Here is a 23,991-nt window from a genome sequence, read left to right as displayed (position 1 = left end):
AGAAACCCGGCGGCGCTTTCGCACCGCCGGGGATCAATTCTTAGGAAGCCAAGACTTCGTCGAGAACGCTCGCTGCCTTCTCTTCATCTGTCTTTTCAGCCAGGGCAAGTTCCGAAATCAGAATCTGCCGTGCCTTGGCCAGCATGCGCTTCTCGCCTGCGGAAAGGCCGCGATCGTGATCACGGCGCCAAAGATCGCGGACGACCTCCGCCACCTTGATGACATCGCCCGAAGCAAGCTTCTCCAGGTTTGCCTTGTAACGACGTGACCAGTTGGTGGGTTCTTCAGTGAACTCAGCGCGGAGTACGTCAAATACGTGCTCCAGGCCTTCCTTGCCCACTACGTCCCTGACCCCAACAAGGTCAACGTTCTCTGCTGGAACTTCAATGGTCAGATCACCCTGAGCCACCTTGAGCTTGAGATACATCTTCTCTTCGCCCTTGATGATGCGCATCTTGATTTCCTCAATTTTTGCTGCACCGTGGTGAGGGTAAACTACTGTCTCGCCGACCTCAAAAACCATGTGGACTTTCCCCTTTCCCGCAGACTAGTCTATCACGATTAAGGCATACGACTGGCATCGAGGGGCCACTCCTGCCGCGTAAATAAAGGGAAACAGGCCTCATGGGGTCACAAACCACCCCTTGACGAAAACCCTGAAAGATGCTTGGAGCAACCACCTGACAGGCTGGTCCTCCCTCGTTGCGTCCGCCACAAAGGCTTCCCGAATCCTTGTTTCGGCCTCTTTGCCGATAGGCTATGGCTGAAAAGTTTTCCAATGACTCTTGAGGAGTAGGTGTCGTGCGCAATTCTGCGATGAACACTGTCCAGCGCGGCAAGCTGGCGATTGCGGCGGCTGCAATCGGCGTCGGCCTTCTGTCCGTTACCGGCTGTGGCTTCGTCAACGCCCAGCAGACCAACCACCAGTACTCGGCTTCGGACGGGATCAAGGCAGATCTCGGCCAGCTGCAGCTGCGCAACATCCTGATCGTCGCTTCGGGAGAGAACGAGCCCGGCCGTGTCATCGGCGCCGTGTTCAACAACGGCAGCTCCGACGCCACGCTGACCATCAACGGCGCGAACGGCGCACAGACCGAGATCCCGGTCAAGGCCAACTCCGAGACCTACCTGAACACCGGCGCCGACGCCGCGATCCTCAGCACGGCAGGCACCATCCCCGGCGGTCTCACCCCAGTGACTATCCGCAGCGGATCGGATTCCGCCACGGTCAACGTCCCCGTTGTTGACGGCACGCTTCCCGAATACCAGGAATACCTGCCTACCACCCCGAGCCCGACGGCCACGCCGTCCTCCACCGCAACCTCCACGGAGTCCGCGGCAGCCGGCCACTAAGGACCGGCCCCACCAGGCACACCAACAAAAGGAAGGGTTCCGCCGCGGCGGAACCCTTCCTTTTGTTGTAGCTTGGGACGCCTACGGCTCGAACTTGTAGCCCAGGCCGCGCACGGTTACCAGGTAACGGGGGGCCGAGGGATCGGGCTCCACCTTGCTGCGCAGCCGCTTGACATGAACGTCCAAAGTCTTGGTGTCGCCCACGTAATCGGAGCCCCAAACCCGGTCGATCAGCTGGCCCCTGGTCAGGACCCGGCCAGAGTTGCGCAGCAGCATTTCCAGCAGCTCGAACTCCTTCAGGGGCAGGGACACCTGTTCACCGTTAACGCTGACCACATGGCGCTCGATGTCCATCCGCACGGGACCGGCCTGCACGGTCGAGGTGATCAGTTCCTCCGGCTCACCCTGCCGGCGCAGGACTGCCCGCACCCGGGCAACCAGTTCGCGGGACGAGTACGGCTTGGTGACGTAGTCGTCGGCGCCGAGCTCCAGGCCTACCACCTTGTCGATTTCGGAATCCTTGGCCGTCAGCATGATCACCGGCACACTGGAACGCTGGCGCAACTGGCGGCACACCTCGGTGCCCGGGGTTCCCGGCAACTGGAGGTCCAGCAGCACGAGGTCGGCTCCATTGCGGTCAAACTCCACCAGTGCGTCGCTGCCGTTGTCCACTACCTCGACGTCAAAACCCTCTTTGCCCAGGAGGTAGGACAGGGGGTCGCTGAAGGACTCTTCGTCCTCCACTATCAAAATCCGGCTCAAGCGCTGGCTCCTTGTTCTTGGGCGCCCGGTGCGCCCTTGGTGTGAATCGCCCGGGGTTCATTGGCGGCCGGGGCCGCCGAGAGTTCTGAGGCGGCCGGTGCGGTGTGGGCCGAAGCCGGCGTCCCGCCGTCGTCATCCTGCCCTTCCATCTCCGGCAAGCGGATGGTGAACGTCGATCCCTGGCCCGGCTGCGACCAGACGGTCACCTCGCCGCCATGGTTGGAGACCACGTGCTTGACGATGCTCAGGCCCAGCCCGGTTCCGCCGGTGTGCCTGGACCGGGCAGCATCCACCCTGTAGAAGCGCTCAAAGACGCGTTCCTGGTCTTCGGGAGTGAGGCCCTCGCCCTGGTCGGTGACCGAGATAGCCACCACGCCCTCTTTGCTGCGGACCCCCACCCCTACGCGGGTATTGTCCGGCGAGTACCGGATGGCGTTGTCGATCAGGTTGCGCAAGGCGGTGACCAGGAGATCCCGGTCCCCGAACACCATGGCCTCCGAGTGTCCGCCCACCACGATCTGGATGTTCTTGCTTTCGGCCGGAAGCTGGGAGCGGTCCACGGCCTCCGTGATGACTCCGTTGATGTCCACGGGCAGGCCCTGCTGTGCCACGTTGGCGCCCTGCAACCGGGAAAGTTCGATGATGTCCTGCACCAGCGCAGCCAGGCGGCCGGACTCCTTGTGCATGCGCTTGGCGAATCTCCGGACGGCATCCTCGTCGTCGGGAGATGCCTCCAGCGCCTCGGCCAGCAGGGAAATCGCCCCCACAGGCGTCTTGAGTTCATGGGAGACGTTGGCCACGAAGTCGTTACGGATTTCCTCGGTACGGGTAATTTCCGTGCGGTCGTCTGCCAGCAGCACGATGTATTCCTGGCCGAGCATCGCTGCCCTGACCTGGACCACAATGGCGCCCTTGCCCAAGGGTCCGCGGGGCAGCTCGTACTGTTCTTCCAGGATCACGCCATCGCGGCGGACCTTCGCTGTCATGTCCAGAAGCTGTTTGTGGACAACGGTGTGGCCACGCACCAGGCCATACGCATAGGCGGCAGGGCTGGCCCGCACGACGCCGTCAATGGCATCCACCACCACGAACGCCCTGCCTACCACGGACAGGACTTCGGCCGCGCCCTCGGGAAGCAGCGGTTCGGTGACATCCAGGTCAACGATCCGGCGCTGCCGTTCACTGATGCGGAACGCGAGCATGCCAAAGACGCCAAGGGACAGGCCAACCAGGCCTGCCACGACACCTATGAGCAACGGATCCACCTGTCCAGCTTATGCTCTGGAAACAGGACAAAGCATGGATTCCATGCCAAACGCGGGCGGTTCAACTAACGTTCATCTAAAGATGCGCAACCGTTCACGGTTGGCTGTCAAAGTTACTGGTTGGATTGCCAATGGTCTGAAATCCACCGCCCGCCGCGGGAACCGGATTTCCAAAGAAAGGACGCCTTAGTGCGCAAGGTTTTTCAAGAGGAGCTCACCCAGGTAGGTGACGACCTCATCGAGATCTCCAAGCTCGTCCACGAAGCCATCACGAAGGCCACCACTGCCTTCGAGGGCGCCGATGTCGATCTGGCCCAGGACGTCATCGCTGCCGACGCCCGCATCGATTTCCTCCAGAACAGCCTGGACGAGCGCGCCATCGATATCCTGGCGCTCCAGGGTCCGGTAGCCAGCGACCTCCGCATGATCGTCGGTTCGCTCCGGATGAGCGCTTCGCTGGAGCGCATGGGTGACCTGGCCCGCCACGTGGCGCAGCTGGCCCGCCTCCGCTACCCCGCCACCGTCATTCCCGCGTCGCTGACCCAGACCTTCAAGGCCATGGCCCAGCACGACATCGACATCACCGCCAAGGTGATCGAGCTCCTGGAGACCCGCAACCTTGAGGTTGCGCGGGACATCCTGAAGATCAACATCGCCGTGGACGACCTCCACCTCAGCGTCTTCAAGGCCATTGCCGCCCCGGAGTGGAACGAATCCGCCTCCACAACCGTGGACGTAGCCCTTGCCAGCCGTTACTTCGAGCGTTTCGCCGATCACGGCGTCTCCGTAGCGCGCAAGGTCACCTACCTGGTGACCGGCGAATGGCAGCCCGAGGGCTTCTAACCCAAGCAAGTTAAATACGACGGCGGCCGGGTCACGCAAGGTGACCCGGCCGCCGTCATTGGTACTACTTTTTGCCCTGGTTGGCGACGGCGAGGATGGCTTCGGCCGCGGCGTCGGGGTCCAGGTAGGTTCCACCGGCGGTGACGGGCTTGAAGTCCTCGTCCAGTTCATAAACCAGCGGGATGCCCGTAGGAATGTTCAGCGAAGCGATGGCGTCGTCGCTGATGCCGTCCAGATGCTTCACCAGTGCCCGCAGCGAGTTGCCGTGGGCGGTAACCAGGACGGTCTTGCCGGCCTTGAGGTCTTCCTTGATGTCCGATTCCCAGTACGGGAGCAAGCGGACCAGGACGTCCTTGAGGCATTCGGTGCGCGGCAGGGCGTCGCCGAGGTCCTTGTAGCGGACGTCGTTGGCCTGGGAGAACTCGCTGTCGTCGGACAGGGGCGGCGGCGGGGTGTCGTAGCTGCGGCGCCATTCCATGAACTGCTCTTCGCCGAATTCGGCGAGCGTCTGGGCCTTGTCCTTGCCCTGGAGCGCCCCGTAGTGGCGTTCGTTGAGGCGCCAGTCGCGCTTGACCGGGATCCAGCCGCGGTCGGCCTTGTCCAAGGCGATGTTGGCCGTGTTGATGGCCCGCTTGAGGAGCGAGGTGTAGAGGACATCCGGGAGGATGTTGTTCTCCACCAGGAGCTCACCGCCGCGTACTGCTTCCTTGCGGCCTTGGTCGTTCAGGTCAACGTCCACCCAGCCGGTGAACAGGTTCTTTGCGTTCCATTCGCTGTGGCCGTGGCGCAGCAGAATCAGCTTGTAAGTCATGGTTTTCATCCTAGCCGAGGGGTCCGATTCCCTGCCGGGCGTTACGTTTGCCGACGTACTCGGCCGGGGCGGTACGCGGGCCGCGCCCGTTCCCGCTGAGCGCACCCCGTGTGCACACACACCGCACCCGTTCCCGCTAAGCGCACCCGTAACCGCGGGGGCGGAAGGCGGCAAAGGGTGCGCCGGCCACGCTGAACGTACACACGCCGCACCCGTAACCACTGCAGGATAAGGTTGGGGCCGTGGTACAGAAAGCTGAACGGGTAAGCCCGGCCCGCAGTCGAAGCGGCAAACCGGTCGGCAACATCACCCGCGGCACCACGAATCCCAACCGCATGCGACGTCTGGACAGGTGGCTTGCAGGTCCGCAGGCGTGGCGGCTCCGCACCGCCGTCGAGCCCTTGGTAGTGGACCTTGGCTACGGCGCGTCGCCGGCCACCGCGGTCGAACTCTTTGAGCGTCTGCAGGCGGTGCGCCCCGACGTGCGCGTGTGCGGCATCGAGATCGAGCCGGAACGGGTCCGCAATGCCAAAGCCCTGGAGCGTCCTGGCTTGAGCTTCCACGTGGGCGGATTCGAGATTCCGATTGCCGGGCAACCCGTCCTGGTCAGGGCTTTCAACGTGCTGCGCCAGTATGAGGAGACGGACGTCGCCGCCATCTGGCAACTGGTCCAGTCCCGGTTGGCACCGGGCGGGCTGTTCATCGACGGCACCTGCGACGAGATCGGACGCCGGGTCACCTGGGTAGCTTTGGACCACGAACGGCCGCTGAGCCTCAGCTTGTCCGTCCGCTTCGGAAGTTTCGATGTTCCCTCCGATGTAGCGGAGCGGCTTCCCAAGGCGTTGATCCATCGCAACGTTCCCGGTGAGCCCATCCACACTTTCCTGCAGGCCATGGACAAGGCCTGGCTGGAGGCGGCGCCACTGGCGTCTTTCGGGAACCGGCAGCGGTGGACGGCCATGTGCCGTTCACTGCGCGACGCCGGATGGCCGCTTCAGGACGGGCCGTCGCGGTGGCGTTTGGGTGAAGTGACAGTGGCCTGGGACGCGGTGGCACCGGGCCAGGCCGCGGGTTGACGGTCCAGCGGCCGGAAACGCGGTTTACCAGGGCCACCGGCCCGAAACGCGGTTTACCAGGGGCCGTAGGGACCCACGTTGCGGTTGCCGCCACTGCCGGCCTCCCGGAGTGCGGGGCGGACGTCAGCCAAGTAGACACATGCTGCCGTGACTGCGGCGATGCCGAACAACCCAAGGCCGCTGCCGCCGGTCAGGACCGTCAAGGCACCGATCGCGAAAGCGATGCCGGTGAGGGCTAGCCAGAACGTCTTGGTGCGCTTGGATGCGGCGACGAAGAGCGAAGGCCTGTGCCGCAGGCAGTCAGCGAAGGCCCAGATCTCCAGTGCGAGGGCCACCAAGCCAAGGATGAAGTAGACCGCGTTGGTGACAATCGCGATCAAGAATTTTCCGTCCACGCCCTTTAGCCTAACCGTCCAACTGCTTGAGCGCTTGCTCCAGGTCCGACCAAAGGTCCTCGACGTTCTCGATGCCCACGCTCAGGCGGACCAGATTCTCCGGAACGCTGAGCGGCTCGGCCGTGTGCCGCCGTCGGCGTTCAATCAGGGACTCCACGCCACCCAGGGACGTTGCGGGCAGCCACAGCCGCAACGCGGCCACCAGTTGATCGGCCGCTTCGGCGCCAGTACGGGCGTCGTCCCCGGCAATCTGGATGCAGAGGATGGAGCCGAAGCCCTTCATCTGGACCTTCGCCCGCTCGTGGCCGGGGTCCGATGCCAGGCCCGGGTAACGGATGACTTCCACGCGCGGATGGGTGCCCAGTCGCTCGGCAAGGACAGCGGCAGAAGCCTGCGACCGCTCAATCCTCAGCGCCAAGGTCCGCAGCCCACGCAGCGCCAGCCATGATTCGAACGGTCCCGCAATGCCGCCGTGGATGATCCGGTGATGAAGCAGGCTGGCCCGCAGGTCAGGATTGGAGGTGACCAGGGCGCCGAGGACGACGTCTGAATGTCCGGCCAGGTACTTGGTCACCGAGTGAAGAACGACGTCGGAACCCAGGTTCAGGGGCTGCTGCACCAACGGCGTGGAGAACGTATTGTCCGTCACCACCACTGCGCCCACGGCGTGTGCGGCGTCGGTGAGTGCGCGGACGTCGGCGATCCCGAGCATGGGGTTCGTGGGGCTCTCCAGCCACAGCATGTCCGCGGGCTTGCCGCTTTCCGGGGAAATGAGCGCCTTCACCGCTTCCGTGTCCGTGATGTCCACAGTGCGGAGCTCCAGGAAGCCCTTCTCCGCCAGCTCGGTGGCCATCACCAGCGAACCCGCGTAACTGTGCGACGGCATGACCACGACACCACCGGCAGGCACCAGGGACAGGGCCGAACTGACCGCGGCCAGGCCCGAGGCATAGAGCAACCCAGGGAGCGTGGCGCCTTCGAGCTTGGCCAGGGCGTCCTCGAACGGATCCCACGTGGGGTTCGCGTATCGTCCGTAGCCGCGGTCCCCGTCGCCGAGGGGTCCCGTTCCGAAGTATGTGGAGGACAGGACGATCGGCGGATTGACCGGTTCATCATGTGCGCGCTCGGGGCGGCCTGCGGCCACCACAACGGTTTCAGGGGACAGATCCGCAGCATGCTGGTCCGGGAGGCTCATGGTTTCAGCGTAGCCGCGCTGCGGGTTGTGGATGAAAGAGATGACGTGGGCACGTGATCGGTAGGCTAGTCAGGTGAGTATTCAGAGCCCAGGTCTTTTCATCGCTTTTGAAGGCGGGGACGGAGCAGGCAAGTCCACCCAGGCCGCCCGGCTCTTCGACGCCCTGGAGGCACGCGGGCTTTCCGTGCTGCGGACCCGGGAACCCGGCGGCACGCCTATCGGCGAAAAGCTGCGATCCCTTGTCCTGGACCATGGCCACGGAACCATCGACGCACGCACCGAAGCCCTCATGTTCGCAGCTGCCCGTGCAGCCCACGCCAGCCAGGTCATCCGGCCCTCGCTGGCTGCCGGAACGATTGTCATCACCGACCGTTACATCGACTCGTCCGTGGCGTACCAGGGCGCGGGACGGGGCCTGGGGGCCGCTGAAGTTCTTTCCCTTAACCAGTGGGCCACGGAAGGCCTGCGTCCTGACCTCACGGTGCTGCTCGACGTCGAACCTTCACACGGCCGCCAGCGCCGCACGGCGGGCGACGCCACCGAAGACCGGTTGGAATCGGAGCCTGACGATTTCCACCTTGCCATCCGCAAAGCGTTCCTCGACCTCGCAGACCAGGAACCGGCACGCTACCTGGTGCTGCCGGCCAACCAAGGGATCGACGCCCTGGCCACCCGGATCCTGGAGCGGGTGGAGTCGCTGCTGAACCAACCCGTGGGCGATCGCCGGTGACTGTTTGGGACGACCTCCAGGGCCAGGCTCCCGTGGTGGCGCAGCTCCAGCAGGCGGCGCAAGGGGAAACCGGGCTGACGCATGCGTGGCTGTTCACGGGTCCGCCCGGGTCCGGCCGCTCCAACGCTGCCAAAGCATTCGCGGCTGCGTTGAACTGCGAACAGGACGACGTCACCCTGCGCGGCTGCGGTGAGTGCGCAGCCTGCCACACCATCCTTGGTGAAACCCACTCCGACGTGACCTTCGTGCGGACGGAAAAGGTCACCATCACCATCGACGAAGCCCGCGAACTCGTGTCCAAAGCCGGTGACCGGCCCTCCACGGGCCGTTGGAGGATCATCGTCGTCGAAGATGCGGACCGTATGGCCGAGCGCACCACCAACGTGCTGCTCAAAGCCATCGAAGAACCCACGCCCCGGACCATCTGGATGCTGTGCGCCCCCTCCCCCGCGGATGTGCTGGTCACCATCCGGTCCCGGTGCCGGCCCGTCAGTTTGCGCCTTCCGCCGGCCTCTGACGTCGCAGCCCTGCTGGTGCGGCGCGACGGCGTGGACCCCCAACTGGCCGACCGGGCAGCGCGGGCAGCCCAAAGCCACATCGGGATCGCCCGCCGGCTTGCCCGGGACGCCGATGCCAGGGAGCGACGCCTGGAGACTGTGCGCATCCCGTTGGGACTCCGGGGTGTCACCGCTGCCGTCATGATGGCGGAGAAACTGGTGAAAATCGCCACCGATGAGGCCAACAGCTCCAACGAGGAACGCGACGCCGCAGAGAAAGCAGCCCTGCTGGCCAGTTTGGGGGCTCCCGATTCCGGGACGCTTCCCCCGTCAATGCGCAGCCAGGTCAAACAGCTTGAGGACGACCAAAAGCGCCGCGCCAAGCGTTCCATCACGGACTCGCTGGACAGGACGCTGACCGATCTGTTGTCGTTCTACAGGGACGTGCTGATCATCCAGCTGGGGAACGCCGTGGAACTGGTCAACGTTGAGCTCAAGAGTGAGCTCGAAGAGTTCGCCGGTCGTTCCACGCCGGAAACCACCCTGGCGCGGATGGATGCCATCAACACAGCCCGTGTCCGAATCACTACCAGCAACGTGGCGCCGCTCCTGGCGGTCGAGTCCATGGCAACCAGCCTGATCCAGCAATAGGAGAACGCATGATGTCCGCACCCCGCCGGCCTGCCGGTGCCCCGTCAAGGGACCGGTCCGACCAGCAGCTCGCGGGCTCCGACGCCGCCGTCAGAAGGGGCACACGGCGGGGGTTCGCGGCGCTGTGCCTTGCCATCGCTTCCATGCTGGTCCTGAGTGCCTGCTCGTTGCCGTTCCTTCCGCAGCCCACAGCCAAACCCACCACCAGCACGGTGGACCCGTCCATCGCGGCATCGGCGCCTGAAGGCCTGGAGAAGTACTACTCCCAGACCGTGGAATGGAGCTCCTGCGAAGGCGGCATGCAATGCGCCACCATCCAGATACCCATGGACTACGACGACCCCGACTCCGCGGACATCGAGCTCGCCGCCATCAAGATGACCAGCACAGGGACCAAAAAGGGGTCCGTGCTGGTCAATCCCGGCGGACCTGGCGGGTCCGGCGTCGATTTCGTCAAGGACGCCGGCAACACCCACTTCACGCAGAAACTGCGCACCAACTTCGACGTGGTGGGCTTCGACCCGCGGGGCGTCAAGCGCTCGTCCCCCGTCACGTGCCTGACCGATTCGGAAAGGGACGCCGCCCGCGAGATGGTTTTCCGCAAGGAAACCGACGCCGGCTTGGCCGATGCCCTGGCCTTCAACAAGTCCGTGGCGGATAAATGTGCGGAAAAGACCGGCCCGGTGCTGGGCGAAATCGACACCGTGAGCGCAGCCAAGGACCTGGACATTCTGCGGGCCGTGGTCAACGACGCCAAACTCAATTACCTGGGCTACTCCTACGGCACGTTCCTGGGATCGACCTACGCGACCCTCTTCCCGGACAACGTAGGCCGGCTGGTGCTGGACGGTGCCGTGGATCCCTCCATCAGCAACGAGGAACTCACCGCCGGGCAGGCACGGGCCTTCGAGAAGGCACTGCGCGCCTACGTCGCCAGCTGCCAAAGCCAGAACCAGTGCCCGCTCAGCGGTTCCGTGGACAACGGCATCCAGGAAATCCGGGAACTGATCAACGCCGTGGAGCAGAATCCTCAAACGGCCAAGGACGGCCGCCTGGTCACAGGGTCGGAGTTCGTCAACGGCATGTACTTGCCGCTCTACGACGACCAGAGCTGGCCTGCCCTCACCCAGGCGCTGGAGAGTGCCTTCTCCGGTGACGTCTCCCAGATGCTGCGCATCGCCGACCTCGGAGCCGACCGCGACCAGTCCGGCAAGTACACCTCCAACTCGGCCTTCGCATTCAACGCCATCAACTGCCTGGACTACCCGATGGTGTCGGACACAGCAGCGATGCGGGCCGAAGAAGCACGGCTGAAGCAGGAGTCCCCCACGTTTGGCTCCTACTTCGCCTACGGCGGCATCAATTGCCAGGATTGGCCTTACCAGCCCAAGCGGACGCCCGCACCCGTGGAGTACACGGGTTCGGAACCGATCGTGGTCATCGGCACCACGGGCGACCCAGCGACCCCCCTCGAATGGTCGCAGTCGCTCCGGAAGCAGCTGGACAACGCTGCCTTGGTCACCTGGGAGGGTGAGGGGCACACAGCCTACGGGCGCTCCAACACCTGCGTCAGCACCGCCGTCGACGATTACTTTGTTGACGGCAAGCTGCCGCAGGACGGGCTGCAGTGCTAGCCGCTTAGCGGCAACTCAGAAGTGCCGGGCCTCGTGCTTCTCCAGCAGGAGCGGGAGCTGCTTGATGGAATCCACGACGGCGGTGGCGCCTGCAGCGCGGAGCGTCGCCTCCGAGTGGGAACCAGTGAGGACACCGGCCATCAGTGAGGCCCCGGAACGGACGCCGGACAGCATGTCCGAACTCGTGTCGCCCACCACTGCAACTTCGCGGACATCGTCCAGGTCCAGGGCCAGGACAGCGGTAAGGATCATGTCCGGGTACGGCCTCCCCCGGCCGGCGTCTGCAGGGCAAAGGCTAAGGTCGGCCAGGCCCATCCACCCCAGGGACTCAAGCACCATGTTTTGCGTGTGGCGGCCAAAACCAGTGGCAAGGCAGACCTGCATCCCGGATTCACGCATCCACACGATCGCTTCTTCGGCGCCTGGAATGGGCCGGACGCCACCATCATCGATCATCTCGTCGTAGGCGCCCTCGAAGACCTTGTTGGCGCTGGCAGCTGTCGCTGGGTCCTCAAAAAGATGGCCGAATACCGTCAGCTTGGAGAACCCCATGGTGTCCCGGGCATAGCCGAGCATGCTTTCAAAACGGGCGCTTCCGGGCTCGATGCCATGTTCCACGAGCGCGCGTGACATGGCCCGTTCTGTTCGGCCGTCGTCGGTGATGGTGGTGCCCACCATGTCCACGACTGCCAGCCTCAACCGGTTCGGCCCTGTAATGGTGTCCCTGATCGATGCTTCCCCGGTCATTGCGCGGCCCCTTTGAGTGTGTGCCGGCTACCCGGCGACGGTTTGATTCCCCACAGCTTGCGGCGGCAGGGAGAAGCCGGCCTGAACCCGGCCCGACAACCGGGTGAACATCCCCGCAACGGCCGCCTTCGCCGTCGTTTTGACCGCGGCGCAGTGCCTCCATTACAGTTATGTCTTGCGTGATCGCCCGGGAAACCGGTAGATGGACGCGGTGCTTCCTTAGCTCAGTCGGTAGAGCGTTTCACTCGTAATGAAAAGGTCATCAGTTCGATTCTGATAGGAAGCTCGGTTGAACCCCCGGAAATCTGCGGATTTCCGGGGGTTCTGCTTTTCCTGCCGTCGCGCTTCAACGCCGCAGTCCGGCGCACAACGTTCAGCCTTGCCGGCAGGTTCCGGTTTCAGCCTCCGGCGCACAAGCGTCCGACGGCGGACGGTCACCCGGTAGACTGGGCCACACTATGGATGACCCTCCTTCACATATGCCCAGGCCCCTCTGCTCATTGACCGGACTGCCGGTTTCCACGGGAGAGGGGCGCCCGAATGTATGAGTGGATCATGCTCGGCATAGGCCTTGTCCTCACTGTCGGCACCGGATTCTTTGTTGCTTCCGAGTTCGCGCTGGTCAATCTTGACCGCGCTGAATTGGAGGCACGCCAAGCCCGCGGCGAAAAGCGGCTGGGGCCAACCATCAAGGCCCTGAAAATCACCTCCACGCACCTCTCCGGCGCGCAGCTCGGTATCACTTTGACCACGCTGCTCACCGGATACACCTTCGAGCCAGCCATCAGCAGCATGCTCAGCGGACCCTTGCAATCGCTGGGCCTGCCCGCAGCCTTGGTTCCCGGGGTCGGTGCCGTGGTGGGCATCTTCGTCGCAACCGTGTTCTCCATGGTGATCGGCGAGCTGGTTCCCAAGAACTTTGCGCTGGCACTGCCTTTGGCAACTGCCAAGGTTGTAGTTCCCTTCCAGGCCCTGTTCACCGCGGTGTTCAAGCCGGCGATCCTGCTGTTCAACAACACTGCCAACAAGATCATCCGTTCCTTCGGCATTGAGCCGAAGGAAGAGCTTTCCGGCGCCCGCTCGGCAGAAGAACTTTCATCGCTGGTACGCCGTTCTGCGACTGAAGGCCTGCTGGACCAGGACCACGCCGAACTGCTGAACAGGACCCTCCGTTTCTCTGAGCACACTGCCGGTGACGTCATGACACCGCGTATTCGGATGGTTGCCGTGGACGCTGATGACACGGCGGCGGAGATCGTAGCCCTCGCATCAGCCACTGGGTTCTCGAGGTTCCCGGTGATTGGCAGGGACCGGGACGAGGTTCTGGGTGTCCTGCACGTGAAGCAGGCCTTCGCCGTTCCGTTGGACCGGCGTGAAGCAGTGACCGCCACGGACCTGATGACCGAACCGCTGTATGTACCTGAGTCAAAGGACGTGGACGCTTTGCTGGTTCTGCTGCGCAAGCAGGGCCTGCAGGTGGCCATCGTCTCGGACGAGCACGGCGGAACCGCGGGAATCGTCACCCTCGAAGACCTGGTGGAAGAAATCGTGGGCGAACTCGAAGACGAACACGACCGTGCCCGCGCCGGTGTGGTCCGTGTTGGCCGATCCATTACCTTTGATGCCTCGTTGAGGCCCGATGAACTGCTCGACCGGACGGGCATTGTGGTTCCGGAAGGCGATGAGTACGACACCGTCGCCGGTTTCATGTCCGACCAGTTGGACCGCGTGCCGGAGCTCGGCGACGAAGTTGCCGTCTCCGGAGGCGTCCTTCGTGTGGAACGCGTAGCGGGCGCCCAGTTGGGACGGATCCGTTTCACGCCGGATCCCGACGCGGTAGAAACCAGCAGACACGACCAGATCGTTGACAAGATCTCCGAGGAGCTCGGCCATGAGTGAGTACCTTCCCGGCATCATCTGGCTGGTGATCCTGCTGGTGGTCAACGGCTTCTTTGTTGGCGCCGAGTTCGCTGTGATCTCGGCCCGTCGTTCACAGATCGAGCCCAAGGCCGAGGCCGGCAGCAAGGCCGCAAAGACGACCCTGTGGGCCATGGAACACGCCACCCTCATGCTGGCAACCAGCCAGCTGGGCATCACCGTGTGTTCCCTGGTGATCCTTAACGTCTCCGAACCTGCCATCCATCACCTGTTGGAGATCCCGCTTGGGCTGACGTCACTTCCGGCGGAGGCCATTGGCATCATCGCATTCGTGGTGGCCTTGCTGCTGGTGACGTTCCTGCACGTGGTCGTCGGAGAGATGGTCCCGAAGAACATTTCCTTCTCCGTGCCGACCCGGGCAGCCCTGATACTCGCTCCCCCGCTGGTCCTCGTGGCCAGGATCTTCAAGCCCGTGATCTGGACCCTGAACGGGATCGCCAACTCGGTGCTCCGCCTCTTACGGGTGGAGCCGAAGGACGAGGCCACCAGCGCCTACACGCTGGACGAAGTGGCCAACATCGTTGAGCAGTCCACGCGTGTAGGTACGTTGAATGACACCAGTGGAACGTTGACTGCGGCCTTCGAGTTCACGGCCAAGACCGTGGGTGACGTTGAAGTGCCGATCGCCAACATGGTGCTCCTGCCCGCTACGGCTTCGCCGGCGGACATCCGAAGGACGGTCGCGGAACACGGCTACTCCCGGTACATCCTGACCGACGCGAACGGAGAGCCGTCCGGGTATCTCCATTTGAAGGACGTCATGGACCTGACGACACCGGAGAAGTTCAACCGACCGGTACCCGAGAAACGGATCCGTCGCCTCGCCTCGGTGTACGTGGGAAGCGAACTTGAGGATGCTTTGGCTTCCATGCGCCGCAGCGGTTCGCACGTGGCCCGCGTTTTCAACTCCGAAGGTGCCACCACCGGCATGCTGTTCCTTGAGGACATCATCGAAGAGCTGGTCGGTGAAGTCCAGGACGTGACGAGCGCCTGATAACGCATTACAGCCCCGGAAGACGTCAGCAGACCAGGGCGCGGTACTTTGCCCGGCGGGCCTGCAGTCCGGGCGTCCCGGCACGGAGCCCGTGAAGTTCGACGGCGATCGCCTCACCCACGCGGCGGCAGAAGGAAACGGGTTCCTGCGCGGCATCCGGCACTTCGGAAACCACCACATCCACCACGCCCGCGGCGGCCAGCGCACCAGACGTGATGCCCTGGCTTTCGGCGAGCGCCGGGGCGTGGGATGTGGTCCGGTGAACGATGGCGGACGCCCCTTCGGGAGGCAGCGGAGCCAGCCAGGCATTCCGGGCCGCAATGGTCCGGTCTGCAGGCAGGAGCGCGAGGGCCCCTCCTCCTGTTCCCTGCCCAAGGAGGACGGACAGGGTGGGTGTTGCGAGGCTGATCAGGTCGTGGAGGGACCGGGCGATTTCTGCGGCGAGCCCGCCCTCCTCGGCTTCCTTGGACAGCGTGGCGCCTGGAGTGTCGATGACGGTGACCAGCGGAAGCCCGAGTTCCCGGGCCAGCCGCATGCCCCGCCGGGCGTCACGGAGGGAGGCAGGGCCCATGGCCTTCCCGGACACCCCGTGGCGTCCATGCCCGACCACCACGCAGGAGCTGCCGCCGAACCGGGCCAGGGCAATCTCCACGCCGTTCTCCTTGGCCCCATCCCCGGCGCCCCGCAACAGCACCACACCGTGGGCCGCTTCGCGCAGCAACTCGGCGGTGGACGGCCGGAGCGGATCCCGTGAGGCCACAACGGAATCCCAGGCTGGGCGGTCCTCAACGCACAGGGGTGTGGCAGTGGCTTCCAAACCCGCGGTCGTATCCGCTCCGGAGGCAGGAGTGCACAGCACCTCCAGCACCCGGCCAAAGTAGCTCCCAAGTTCCTCCGGGGGAACCACGGCATCCACCAGCCCATGATCGAACAGATTTTCCGCGGTCTGAACGCCTGCGGGGAACACCTCACCGTGCAGCGCCTCATAGACCCGGGGACCGAGGAAGCCCAGCAGGGCACCTGGTTCGGCTGCGGTCACGTGGCCCAGGGACCCCCAGGAGGCCATGACCCCGCCAGTGGTTGGGTGCCGCAGGTACACCAGATACGGCAGGCCCGCTGACCGGTGGGCCTGGACCGCCGCGACAATCTCCACCATCGCAAGGAAGGCGGTGGTTCCCTCCTGCATGCGGGTACCGCCGGACGCCGGCATGGCCACCAGCGGCAGGCCACGTTCCGTTGCGCGTTCGACGGCGGCCACCAGCCTTTGTGCCGCATCGCGCCCGATGGAGCCGGCCAGGAAAGCGAAATCGGAAACCACCACGGCAACGCGATGGTTCCGGATGAGGCCTTCGCCGGTGAGGACCGATTCGTCGCTGCCGGACTTCTGCGCAGCGGCTGCAAGGTCGGCAGCGTACCCCGCCGCGGAGTCAAAGCCGGCCGCCCCCCGAACGGGACGGTCCCACGACACGTAGGTCCCGGCGTCGAGCATGACATCAAGCAGTTCCCGGGCGCCGAGGCGGCGGGCGGTAGCGGTGGCGGTCATTCAGTGCTCCTCCCCCGCAGCGAGCCATGCCCGAATGCCGTCATTGTGCTGGTTGAGCAGCGGCGGCGCGGTATGGGTGCGGCGGGTGGACTCGGCCCCAACCACGTTGTCGAAGAAGCGCAACGGCGATCCGGGCAGGGTGACGGGGCCCAGCACCGGATGGTCAACCTCCGCCAGCAGGCCCTGGGATGCTACCTGCGGCCATTCGTAGACTTCCTTCAGGGAGCGGACCTTCCCCGCCGGAATCCCGGCAGAAGCGAGTTTGGCGAGGAGCGGTTCGGCCTCGTGTCCAGCGAAAGCCGATTCCACGAGCTCAATGACCTGCGTACGGTTCCGCACCCGGTCGGCGTTGGTGGCCAGGCCGTCGGCGGCCGGATCCAGCCCGAAGGCCTGGGCGAAGGCGCTCCACAGCTTCTCGCTGCCCACGCTGATCTGGACACTCCCGTTCCGGCAACGGAAGAGCCCGTAGGGGGCGATGGACGGGTGGTGGTTGCCCTGGGCTTCCGGCGCTTCTCCAGCGACGGTGACCTTGGTTCCCTGAAACGCGTGCACCCCCACGAGCGATGCCAGCAGCGATGTCCGCACCACTTGTCCCTGGCCCGTCCGTTCTCTTTCCAGCAGGGCGGCGACCACCCCGTAGGCTCCGTACATTCCGGACAGGAGGTCGGCTATCGGCACGCCAACGCGTTGCGGATCGTCGGGACCGGAACCCGTGAGCGACATGAGCCCGACTTCGCCCTGGAGGATTTGGTCGTAACCGCTGCGATGGGATTCAGGGCCGTCATGGCCGAACCCTGTGATGGACAGGATCACCAGTCCCGGATTGATGGCGTGCATGGCTTCCGTGCCGAATCCGAGCCGGTCAAGGACGCCTGGCCGGAAGTTTTCCACCACCACGTCGGCGCGCTCCAGGAGCTGCCGCAGGATGGTCCGTCCGTCATCGCTCTTGAGGTCAAGGGCAAGGGACTCCTTGTTGCGGTTGCAGGACAGGAAGTAAGTTGCCTGCGGGTCGTCCCCGGGGCCTACAAAGGGTGGCCCCCAGCCCCGGGTGTCGTCACCTGTGCCGGGATTTTCGATCTTGATGACCCGGGCGCCGAGGTCGCCCATCATCATGGCCGCGTGGGGTCCTGCGAGCGCACGGCTCAGGTCCACGACGAGCCGGCCGGCAAGCGGGCCGCCCGTCGCCTGCCGGACGGGTGCAGTTTCCAGGGTTTCGGTTGGTGCAGTCATGGGAATCCTTGATGTTCAGTTGCCCAGGCGGGACAGGAGGACAGCGACGGCGGCAGAGACTCCGCCGGCCAGGGAGCCTTCCAGCTCCGGGGCGAAGAACGGCGAATGGTTGATGGGGACCGGTCCCGGGCCATCGAAGGCCGAGGCGGGTGTGCCGCCGAACATCCAGAACACGGACGGCACGCCGATGGCTGTCCCCAGGTGCCCGAAGTCCTCGCTGCCCATCATGGGCGGCGTCACCTCGACCGAGCCGTCCCCGAGCTCGAGGCGCAGTGCGTCGAGAACCGCAGGGACGGCGTCGGGATCGTTGTAGCACTGAGGGAAGCGGTACAGCTCCTCGATGTCCGGCGAGGGCGCGCCCGAGGCGGTTGCCTCTGCCTCGATGATCCGGCGGACTGCGGACAGGACCTGCCCGCGCACGTCTTGGTCGAAGGTGCGGATGTTGAGCGTGAACTCGGCTGCCGCGGGGATGATGTTCTCCTTGAGGCCCGCGTGGAAGGTGCCCACGGTGACGACGGCAGACTTCCGCGGGTCCACTTCCCGGGACACGATCGTCTGAAGCCGGGTGACCATGTGTGCGGCCATGACGATCGGATCGATGGAATCCTGCGGCTGGGATCCGTGGGACTGTTGGCCTCGCACCGTCACGCGCAGCGAATCAGCCATGGCAGCTACCGGGCCGCTGGAGATGGAGATGGTCCCCACAGGCCGGGGCATGACGTGCTGCCCGAACACCACCTCCGGGCGCGGCGCCTTGTCCCACAGCCCGTCCTCCAGCATGGCCAGGGCACCTGCTGCGGTTTCTTCGCCAGGTTGGAAGATCAGCACCAACGTCCCGGACCAGGCGTCCGGGTTTCCGGCCAGGACTTCTGCTGCACCCAACAGGCTCGCTACGTGGGTGTCGTGGCCGCAACCGTGCATCACCGGGACGGCAGCTCCGTCCAGCACACCGGTGTCCGTGCTGGCGTAGTCCAGACCCGTGGCTTCTTCGATGGGCAGCCCGTCCGTGTCTGCCCGGAAAGCGACCACCGGCCCCTCGCCGTTGCGCAGGATGCCCACCACGCCTGTGCCGCCGCAGCGGAAGTGGTCGATGCCGAGCCGGTCCAGTTGCTCTTCGATCAGAGCTGCCGTGGCATGTTCCTGCATGGAAAGCTCCGGATGCGCATGGAGCCGTCGATACAGGGCGTGAAGGGCCTGGGTCTGGACTGCGTCCAGGTGGAGAGCGGTTGCTGTGCTGGTCATGTGGTTTTCCTTCCGGTGCGTGCGGGGTCTGATCGGGGCGGCGGTCTACTCGATGTGGATCGGCTTGGCCTCGCTGACCTGCTTGCCGCGGAAGAACCACGCCAGCAGGATGGTGCCGAGAACCGCAATGGCCGTGGACACCATGGCGAGCGATGGCACCAGCGGCAGGACCACGAACACCACGACGGCGGATACAAGCAGGGCGAATACGGTGGTGCGCGGCTGCTTCATGGACACGATCGCCTGCACCAGGACCGCACCCAGGACCGTGGGCAGGACATACAGGCGGGTGACCGTCAGGACTGACGGCGGGATAACGCTGATCAGCCAGCTGCCCAGCAGTCCCACGAAGATCGCCAGCGAGACCAGGTGCACCACGGCGGCACCGCAGATGGCAACGACGGCGGCGAGTTCGGCCCGCTTGCTGCCTGGCTTGGCACCGATGTTGGTTTGGGCGATCAATGCCGCCGGAAGGAGCTTGTTGGAGATGTTGCCGATCATGAACGCCTGGTACATGGCCGCCGGCCCCAGGATCGGGTAGTACGTCAGGGGTTCGACGATCCAGATGATGCCGAAGGTGGCCGCCACTGCGGCGAAGGCGATCCACAACTGGGCGGGGCCAATGTCCAGCCCGGTGCCGAAGACCAGGTACAGCGGTCCTGCCACGGAGACCAGCAGTCCGCCGATCATGGTGATTTGTCCCCAGCGGGAGGTGGTCCGGTTGAAGTCGGCCATCGCCGTGCCGGTTGTTGTTGCGGGAGTGGAAGTCAGGGAAGACATGGGAGGTGTTCCTTTCAGTGCCTGGGTTTTCTCGAGTGAAGGACGACGGCGGCTGGTTGCCTTAGGCGCCCACGGCAGGACCGGCGGCGGCAAAGGCAGCACCCAGGCCGATCACGATCGAGAAGCCCAGGCCCCACTCACGCAGCCAGCTTTTGCCGAGCTTCCTGGCCAGGAAAAGGCACAGGCCCATGACGGCTGCTGAGACTGCGAAGGACAGGACGTGGATGGTGGACTTGGGCAGCTCAGTGAGGCCGAGGCAGGAAAAGGCACCGATCAACGCAGCGGCGGGAACGATGGCCATGGCTGCGGGATTCACGGACCGGATCTTGGCATCGCCCTTGCGCAGGATTGGGGTAAGGATCAACGTGGCCAGCATCCACATGGCACCGCCGATGCTCATTGCGAAGAACGCCACCGCGAAAACGCTCTGGGTGTAGCTCTCGTCGCCGAGCTTGGCGCCCATCGAACCGGCTGCGATGCCCGCGGCGGAAACGTCGTACGCCGCGGAGCCGATCAAGCCGATGCGGGAGAGCACTGCCGGGGCTCCGAAGAGGCCCAGGAGGGCGATCGCCACCAGGGAGACCGCCAGGGAGGGGCCGATCGCGGACACGGCACCGGAGCGGAACGACGTCCTGATGTCCTGGGTGCTCATGTCCACGGAAGGGGCGGCTTTGCGGGCCGCTTTCATGAAGATGACGGATTGGATGATGATGACGCCGAAGACGCCGGCCACGCAGATCCAGAGGACAGGATTGTTGGCGATGGCCAGGATATCGGCGGAGTCGGCAGCGAGCGGCTGTGGTGCGAAGGGTTGGTGCATGGGAACCTCCCGGTGAAGCCCAGAAGCAGGCATTTTTTCGAACCTCGTTGTACGGCGTGTGCTGAACAGCACGGCATGCGTCTGGGGAATCCTGCCCGAGGACCGAATCGGCCATCGGGTTGAGAACAGCTTTGACTATGAGCCTGATCACAAACAATGGTTGACGGAATCAGCCAGCTCCGTGGCCGAATCAGTCAAACTGCGGGTTTGCCCGGCCGCATGCTTCCACCCGTGTTGTGTGACCGGGCACACTTTCACGCAGTACACCCAGCAAAGGAGCACCATGCCTGACACCATTGGCGGGCTGTCCGCCGTCGAACTCACCGCCGCCATCCGCGCGAAGCGGATTTCAGCGCGGGAGGCCCTGGCCGCCCATCTGGACCGCATCTCGGAAGTCAACCCGGTCATCAACGCCGTGGTGACGCTGGATCCGGAAGGTGCCCAGGCGTTGGCGCACCGTGCAGACCAACTGACTGCCTCCGGAGCGGACCTGCCCCCGCTGCACGGACTGCCCATGACCCACAAGGACACCAACAACACCGCAGGTATGCGTACCACGCAGGGGTCCCTGGCCCTGCGGGACTTCGTGCCCGGCACGGACGACCTCATCATTGCGCGCCTGAAGTCAGCCGGCGTGGTGACCACGGGCAAGTCCAACGTCCCCGAGTTCGGCGCCGGTTCGCACACTTTCAACGACCTCTTCGGAACCACCACCAACCCCTATGCGCCCACGTTGAGCGCCGGCGGCAGCAGCGGCGGGGTTGCCGCCGTCGTTGCTTCCCGCATCCAAAGCATCGGCGACGGCAGCGACATGGGCGGCAGCCTCCGCATCCCGGCCTCCTTCTGCAACGTGGTGGGCTTCAGGCCGTCGACGGCGGTCATCCCCATGCCGTCCGACGTCAACGCCTACGCGTGGCTGGGCCGGACCGGGCCGATGGCGCGCACAGTGGAGGACATCGCGCTGTTCATGTCCGTCACCGCAGGTCCGGATGCCAGGGTTCCGCACCCCGCAGGCCTGGACCCCGAGGTTTTCCGGTCCTCATTGGACACGGACATGCGTGGCGTGCGGATTGGCTGGTCCCGGGATTTTGGGATCGGCATTCCCGTGGAACCCGAAATCCTGGAACATCTGGAACGGCAACTGGCGGTATTTGAGGACCTTGGGGCGATCGTGGAAGAAGCCTCACCGGATTTCAGTGAGGCAGACCTCGTCTTCGGGAACACCCGGGCCTTGGATTTCGCCGCCGGGCTGGGCCCGATCCTGGAGCGTGCCGGGGACGTCATCAAGCCCGAAGTCCATTGGAACGTGAACAAGGGCCTGGCATTGACGGCCGAGGACCTGATTGAAACAGCCGCTGCCAGGACCCGGCTGGAGCTCGGTGTGCAGGAGTTCTTTGGACGCTATGACATGTTCGCGAGCCCCTGTGCACAGGTACTGCCGTTCGATGCCGCCCTGCGGTACCCGGCCTCGGTGGCAGGGGTGGAGTCGGAGACCTACCTCGACTGGATGCGTTCGGCCTGCGTCCTTTCTGCCACCGGCCTTCCCGTGCTGAGCGTTCCCGCCGGATTCAGCTCTGCCGGACTGCCGATCGGACTGCAGTTGGCCGGCAACCACTACTCGGACATGCAGCTGCTTCGCTGGGGCCGGGCGTTCGAGCAGCAGACGGGGTACGCCGCCGTCGAACCTGCTGTTGACGCTACCGGTTCCACCACGACGGCGGCACTTACGACCGCGTGATCCGCCCGCCGCGCTTGCGGGCATCGAGGAGGATGGAAACGTCCACCCCGGCCGCGAACTGTGCCCAATCCGAGGCGGTAATGAAGCGGTACAGGGCTGACATGTCCCCCACGGTGACGTCCGCAACGATCTGGTAATCACCGGCGATGGCCGCGGCATAACGGACCGTGGGCAGCTCGGCCAGGCTTTTTCCGAGCTGCTCCACGTGCTGCGGCGAGGCCCGGATCCACAACAACGCCTCGACGGCCAGCCCAAAGGCAGTCGGTTCAACCACTGCCCTCAACTGGACCTGGTTGTTGGACAGAAGCCATTCACTGCGGCGTCGGGCAGTCGCCTCGGACACCCCCACCCGCCGGCCCAGGGCCTCGAAGCTCATCCGGCCGTCCACACACAGGGCATCGACCAGTTCGGTATCCTGGCGGTTCAGTTGCTGCTGGGCTTCCAGGATGCCGGAGTCCTGGGTCAGGACCGAACGGAGCGCTTCTGCCCGCTCCGCGCTAAGGACCTCCGGGCGCCAACCGCGGATCGTACGGAAGTACCGCAGGACGGGGTAGCTCGTGGAATCCCGCAAACCGATGGTGGAGGGAAGTTCGTCGGACAGCACGTCGCCCATCCGGTTCGGATCGGTGAGGATCTCCGCCACACAGTCCCCCGTGCCGGTGGTGGTGTAGACGAACGTCGTGTCGTGGCGCTGCGCCAAAGCCTGGGCCGCGGCACGGACCGTTCCCGGGTTGCAGCGCATTTCCACGAGCACCGCGGCCGGGCGCGGCCTCACCCCGACCACCGCCACGGCGCCGGACTCAAGGAGCTGGGCACCGCGACGGGCAACAGTCCGCTCGGCCTCCCCCAGGACAGCTGCCATCTTGCGCCACGGGCAGCGCGGATCCAGCTGCAGGGCCGCAACGATTTGCCGCTCCAAGGGGTCAAACAGCACTGCTCGCGCTCCGTTCGGTTGGCCCTGGCCACTGGATCAGGGGTCTCAGGACAGACTATAGGCGCGGCTGGGTCGGTTGTGGTCCCGGGGCGAGACCCGGCAAACGCGGTGAATAGCCGGTAACCCAAAGTGCACCTCCCACCCCTTTGGCAATAGGGTTGCCACATGGGGACGAATACGTTGAACTCCGGTGGTCAGCTCGACAAGCAGTCCCGCATCCTTGACGCGGCGATGGAGCTGCTCTCCCGACACGGCATTTCAGGTGTGAGTATGCGTGCTGTGGCGCGTGAAGCCGGCGTCGCGCTGGGTCTGGTCAACTACTACTTTGACGACAAAACGACCCTGATCCGGGCCGCGCTCCGACGCGTTGACGAGCACGATCTCCTGCTGGTGGCCGTGGACCAGGCCACCGACCCCCAGGAACAACTCCGCCAGGCCCTCCGCCGCGTGGCCGGCGCGGATCTGCTGACCACCGGATACTTGTCCCTGCGTCTACACCTGTGGGCCTTGGCGCAGGCTGACGAAGGCTACGCCGAAATCAACGCAGCCGCGTTCGACCGGTACATCGACGGCCTCGCCACCCTGGTCTCCAACGCCAATCCAAAACTTTCCTGGGAAGAGTGCCGGGACCGCGGTGCGGACATTGTCGTGATCCAGAACGGCATGTGGTTGACGTCTCTCCTGGGCATCGACAAGGCCGCCATCCAGCGAAGCATCGCACGCACGGAAGAAATCGCCTTCGCTCCGGCCCGGGACGCCAAGTAGCACCAGCAAGCCCCGCAGGTCACAAACCGGCAGATTGATATATCTCGC

Annotated in this window: 23 protein-coding genes and 1 tRNA gene; 11 read left to right on the top strand and 13 right to left on the bottom strand. The window is 64.8% G+C overall.

The window, feature by feature from the left end:
- Window positions 1–40 precede the first annotated feature (40 nt).
- On the bottom strand, window positions 41–523 hold the full coding sequence (locus ACSVIE_RS19130) for a CarD family transcriptional regulator (protein ID WP_237429851.1): 483 nt from the start codon (window positions 521–523) through the stop codon (window positions 41–43).
- 293 nt (window positions 524–816) lie between these two features.
- Between ACSVIE_RS19130 and ACSVIE_RS19125 the strand changes: the two genes are divergently transcribed.
- A complete protein-coding gene (locus tag ACSVIE_RS19125; protein WP_426007485.1) occupies window positions 817–1,353 on the top strand; it encodes a hypothetical protein in 537 nt (178 codons plus the stop codon).
- 81 nt (window positions 1,354–1,434) lie between these two features.
- Here ACSVIE_RS19125 and ACSVIE_RS19120 read toward each other — a convergent pair whose 3' ends face one another.
- On the bottom strand, window positions 1,435–2,115 hold the full coding sequence (locus ACSVIE_RS19120; RefSeq protein ID WP_426006069.1) for a winged helix-turn-helix domain-containing protein: 681 nt from the start codon (window positions 2,113–2,115) through the stop codon (window positions 1,435–1,437).
- A complete protein-coding gene (locus ACSVIE_RS19115) occupies window positions 2,112–3,371 on the bottom strand; it encodes a sensor histidine kinase (protein WP_442424872.1) in 1,260 nt (419 codons plus the stop codon). Before ACSVIE_RS19115 ends, ACSVIE_RS19120 begins: the two co-directional genes overlap by 4 nt.
- 198 nt (window positions 3,372–3,569) lie before the next feature.
- On the opposite strand from ACSVIE_RS19115, the gene phoU reads away from it, so the two are divergent.
- Complete coding sequence (gene phoU / locus ACSVIE_RS19110; RefSeq protein ID WP_426006068.1) at window positions 3,570–4,223, top strand: phosphate signaling complex protein PhoU; 654 nt, start codon at window positions 3,570–3,572, stop codon at window positions 4,221–4,223.
- Between the two features lie 64 nt (window positions 4,224–4,287).
- On the opposite strand, the gene ACSVIE_RS19105 is transcribed toward phoU, so the two are convergent.
- Entirely contained in the window at window positions 4,288–5,034 is a 747-nt protein-coding gene (locus ACSVIE_RS19105) for a phosphoglyceromutase (RefSeq protein WP_426006067.1), read from the bottom strand.
- A 242-nt stretch (window positions 5,035–5,276) separates the two neighbouring features.
- Between ACSVIE_RS19105 and ACSVIE_RS19100 the strand changes: the two genes are divergently transcribed.
- The gene (locus ACSVIE_RS19100) at window positions 5,277–6,110 is read left to right on the top strand and encodes a class I SAM-dependent methyltransferase (RefSeq protein ID WP_426006066.1); all 834 of its coding nucleotides are present in this window, start codon (window positions 5,277–5,279) and stop codon (window positions 6,108–6,110) included.
- A gap of 53 nt (window positions 6,111–6,163) precedes the next feature.
- On the opposite strand, the gene ACSVIE_RS19095 is transcribed toward ACSVIE_RS19100, so the two are convergent.
- Together ACSVIE_RS19095 and ACSVIE_RS19090 are read right to left on the bottom strand one after the other, a co-directional pair.
- Entirely contained in the window at window positions 6,164–6,505 is a 342-nt protein-coding gene (locus tag ACSVIE_RS19095; RefSeq protein ID WP_426006065.1) for a DUF2516 family protein, read from the bottom strand.
- A gap of 10 nt (window positions 6,506–6,515) precedes the next feature.
- Window positions 6,516–7,700: a trans-sulfuration enzyme family protein gene (locus tag ACSVIE_RS19090; RefSeq protein ID WP_442424865.1), complete on the bottom strand. Its 1,185-nt coding sequence runs from the start codon at window positions 7,698–7,700 to the stop codon at window positions 6,516–6,518.
- Between the two features lie 73 nt (window positions 7,701–7,773).
- Here ACSVIE_RS19090 and tmk point away from each other — a divergent pair, with 73 nt between their 5' ends.
- Genes tmk through ACSVIE_RS19075 form a run of 3 tightly spaced genes read left to right on the top strand, consistent with a single transcriptional unit; the run spans window position 7,774 to window position 11,212 of the window.
- On the top strand, window positions 7,774–8,430 hold the full coding sequence (gene tmk, locus ACSVIE_RS19085; RefSeq protein ID WP_426006063.1) for a dTMP kinase: 657 nt from the start codon (window positions 7,774–7,776) through the stop codon (window positions 8,428–8,430).
- Window positions 8,427–9,578, top strand: a complete 1,152-nt coding sequence (locus ACSVIE_RS19080) for a DNA polymerase III subunit delta' (RefSeq protein WP_426006062.1) — start codon at window positions 8,427–8,429, stop codon at window positions 9,576–9,578. The genes tmk and ACSVIE_RS19080 overlap by 4 nt, the downstream gene beginning before the upstream one ends.
- An 8-nt stretch (window positions 9,579–9,586) precedes the next feature.
- Complete coding sequence (locus ACSVIE_RS19075) at window positions 9,587–11,212, top strand: alpha/beta hydrolase (RefSeq protein WP_442424864.1); 1,626 nt, start codon at window positions 9,587–9,589, stop codon at window positions 11,210–11,212.
- A gap of 15 nt (window positions 11,213–11,227) precedes the next feature.
- Here ACSVIE_RS19075 and ACSVIE_RS19070 read toward each other — a convergent pair whose 3' ends face one another.
- Window positions 11,228–11,959 carry an HAD family hydrolase gene (locus ACSVIE_RS19070; protein WP_442424863.1) on the bottom strand — a complete coding sequence of 244 codons (732 nt, stop codon included), beginning with the start codon at window positions 11,957–11,959 and terminating at the stop codon, window positions 11,228–11,230.
- A 213-nt stretch (window positions 11,960–12,172) separates the two neighbouring features.
- Between ACSVIE_RS19070 and ACSVIE_RS19065 the strand changes: the two genes are divergently transcribed.
- The 3 genes from ACSVIE_RS19065 (at window position 12,173) to ACSVIE_RS19055 (ending at window position 14,891) form a co-directional block, all read left to right on the top strand.
- A tRNA-Thr gene (locus ACSVIE_RS19065) sits at window positions 12,173–12,245 on the top strand.
- A 254-nt stretch (window positions 12,246–12,499) separates the two neighbouring features.
- Window positions 12,500–13,858 (top strand): hemolysin family protein, encoded by a 1,359-nt coding sequence (locus ACSVIE_RS19060; protein WP_442424862.1) that lies wholly within the window; start codon window positions 12,500–12,502, stop codon window positions 13,856–13,858.
- Window positions 13,851–14,891 (top strand): hemolysin family protein, encoded by a 1,041-nt coding sequence (locus tag ACSVIE_RS19055; protein ID WP_442424861.1) that lies wholly within the window; start codon window positions 13,851–13,853, stop codon window positions 14,889–14,891. Before ACSVIE_RS19060 ends, ACSVIE_RS19055 begins: the two co-directional genes overlap by 8 nt.
- Before the next feature lie 25 nt (window positions 14,892–14,916).
- Here the strand turns inward: ACSVIE_RS19055 and ACSVIE_RS19050 are convergent, their stop codons facing one another.
- From ACSVIE_RS19050 to ACSVIE_RS19030, 5 genes are all read right to left on the bottom strand, one after another.
- On the bottom strand, window positions 14,917–16,434 hold the full coding sequence (locus tag ACSVIE_RS19050; protein WP_442424860.1) for a carboxyl transferase domain-containing protein: 1,518 nt from the start codon (window positions 16,432–16,434) through the stop codon (window positions 14,917–14,919).
- Window positions 16,435–17,664, bottom strand: coding sequence for a CaiB/BaiF CoA transferase family protein (locus tag ACSVIE_RS19045; protein WP_442424859.1), 1,230 nt, complete (start codon window positions 17,662–17,664; stop codon window positions 16,435–16,437). It abuts the gene before it with no gap.
- Window positions 17,665–17,679: 15 nt separating this feature from the next.
- On the bottom strand, window positions 17,680–18,906 hold the full coding sequence (locus ACSVIE_RS19040; protein WP_442424858.1) for an amidohydrolase: 1,227 nt from the start codon (window positions 18,904–18,906) through the stop codon (window positions 17,680–17,682).
- 45 nt (window positions 18,907–18,951) lie between these two features.
- Window positions 18,952–19,686 (bottom strand): hypothetical protein, encoded by a 735-nt coding sequence (locus ACSVIE_RS19035; RefSeq protein ID WP_426006054.1) that lies wholly within the window; start codon window positions 19,684–19,686, stop codon window positions 18,952–18,954.
- 61 nt (window positions 19,687–19,747) lie between these two features.
- Window positions 19,748–20,506, bottom strand: coding sequence for a DUF5058 family protein (locus ACSVIE_RS19030; RefSeq protein WP_442424857.1), 759 nt, complete (start codon window positions 20,504–20,506; stop codon window positions 19,748–19,750).
- Window positions 20,507–20,789: 283 nt separating this feature from the next.
- On the opposite strand from ACSVIE_RS19030, the gene ACSVIE_RS19025 reads away from it, so the two are divergent.
- Entirely contained in the window at window positions 20,790–22,244 is a 1,455-nt protein-coding gene (locus ACSVIE_RS19025) for an amidase (RefSeq protein WP_442424856.1), read from the top strand.
- Here the strand turns inward: ACSVIE_RS19025 and ACSVIE_RS19020 are convergent.
- Window positions 22,231–23,178, bottom strand: coding sequence for an AsnC family transcriptional regulator (locus ACSVIE_RS19020; protein ID WP_442424855.1), 948 nt, complete (start codon window positions 23,176–23,178; stop codon window positions 22,231–22,233). The genes ACSVIE_RS19025 and ACSVIE_RS19020 overlap by 14 nt on opposite strands.
- A gap of 165 nt (window positions 23,179–23,343) precedes the next feature.
- Here ACSVIE_RS19020 and ACSVIE_RS19015 point away from each other — a divergent pair, with 165 nt between their 5' ends.
- The gene (locus tag ACSVIE_RS19015; protein ID WP_442424854.1) at window positions 23,344–23,943 is read left to right on the top strand and encodes a TetR/AcrR family transcriptional regulator; all 600 of its coding nucleotides are present in this window, start codon (window positions 23,344–23,346) and stop codon (window positions 23,941–23,943) included.
- Window positions 23,944–23,991 lie beyond the last annotated feature (48 nt).

The sequence above is a fragment of the Paenarthrobacter sp. NCHU4564 genome, from assembly GCF_052156435.1.
Taxonomy (GTDB): domain Bacteria; phylum Actinomycetota; class Actinomycetes; order Actinomycetales; family Micrococcaceae; genus Arthrobacter.
This window is presented reverse-complemented; position numbering and strand designations above follow the sequence as displayed.

Bases quoted from the DNA above. Each gene is read 5' to 3' on its own strand.
- ACSVIE_RS19055 (WP_442424861.1), top strand. From the start codon at position 13,851: ATGAGTGAGTACCTTCCCGGCATCATCTGGCTGGTGATCCTGCTGGTG.
- ACSVIE_RS19070 (WP_442424863.1), bottom strand. From the start codon at position 11,959: ATGACCGGGGAAGCATCGATCAGGGACACCATTACAGGGCCGAACCGG.
- ACSVIE_RS19030 (WP_442424857.1), bottom strand. From the start codon at position 20,506: ATGCACCAACCCTTCGCACCACAGCCGCTCGCTGCCGACTCCGCCGAT.
- ACSVIE_RS19105 (WP_426006067.1), bottom strand. From the start codon at position 5,034: ATGACTTACAAGCTGATTCTGCTGCGCCACGGCCACAGCGAATGGAAC.
- ACSVIE_RS19040 (WP_442424858.1), bottom strand. From the start codon at position 18,906: ATGACCAGCACAGCAACCGCTCTCCACCTGGACGCAGTCCAGACCCAG.
- ACSVIE_RS19045 (WP_442424859.1), bottom strand. From the start codon at position 17,664: ATGACTGCACCAACCGAAACCCTGGAAACTGCACCCGTCCGGCAGGCG.
- ACSVIE_RS19050 (WP_442424860.1), bottom strand. From the start codon at position 16,434: ATGACCGCCACCGCTACCGCCCGCCGCCTCGGCGCCCGGGAACTGCTT.
- ACSVIE_RS19025 (WP_442424856.1), top strand. From the start codon at position 20,790: ATGCCTGACACCATTGGCGGGCTGTCCGCCGTCGAACTCACCGCCGCC.
- ACSVIE_RS19130 (WP_237429851.1), bottom strand. From the start codon at position 523: ATGGTTTTTGAGGTCGGCGAGACAGTAGTTTACCCTCACCACGGTGCA.
- ACSVIE_RS19015 (WP_442424854.1), top strand. From the start codon at position 23,344: ATGGGGACGAATACGTTGAACTCCGGTGGTCAGCTCGACAAGCAGTCC.
- ACSVIE_RS19060 (WP_442424862.1), top strand. From the start codon at position 12,500: ATGTATGAGTGGATCATGCTCGGCATAGGCCTTGTCCTCACTGTCGGC.
- ACSVIE_RS19035 (WP_426006054.1), bottom strand. From the start codon at position 19,686: ATGTCTTCCCTGACTTCCACTCCCGCAACAACAACCGGCACGGCGATG.
- ACSVIE_RS19090 (WP_442424865.1), bottom strand. From the start codon at position 7,700: ATGAGCCTCCCGGACCAGCATGCTGCGGATCTGTCCCCTGAAACCGTT.
- ACSVIE_RS19125 (WP_426007485.1), top strand. From the start codon at position 817: ATGAACACTGTCCAGCGCGGCAAGCTGGCGATTGCGGCGGCTGCAATC.
- ACSVIE_RS19075 (WP_442424864.1), top strand. From the start codon at position 9,587: ATGATGTCCGCACCCCGCCGGCCTGCCGGTGCCCCGTCAAGGGACCGG.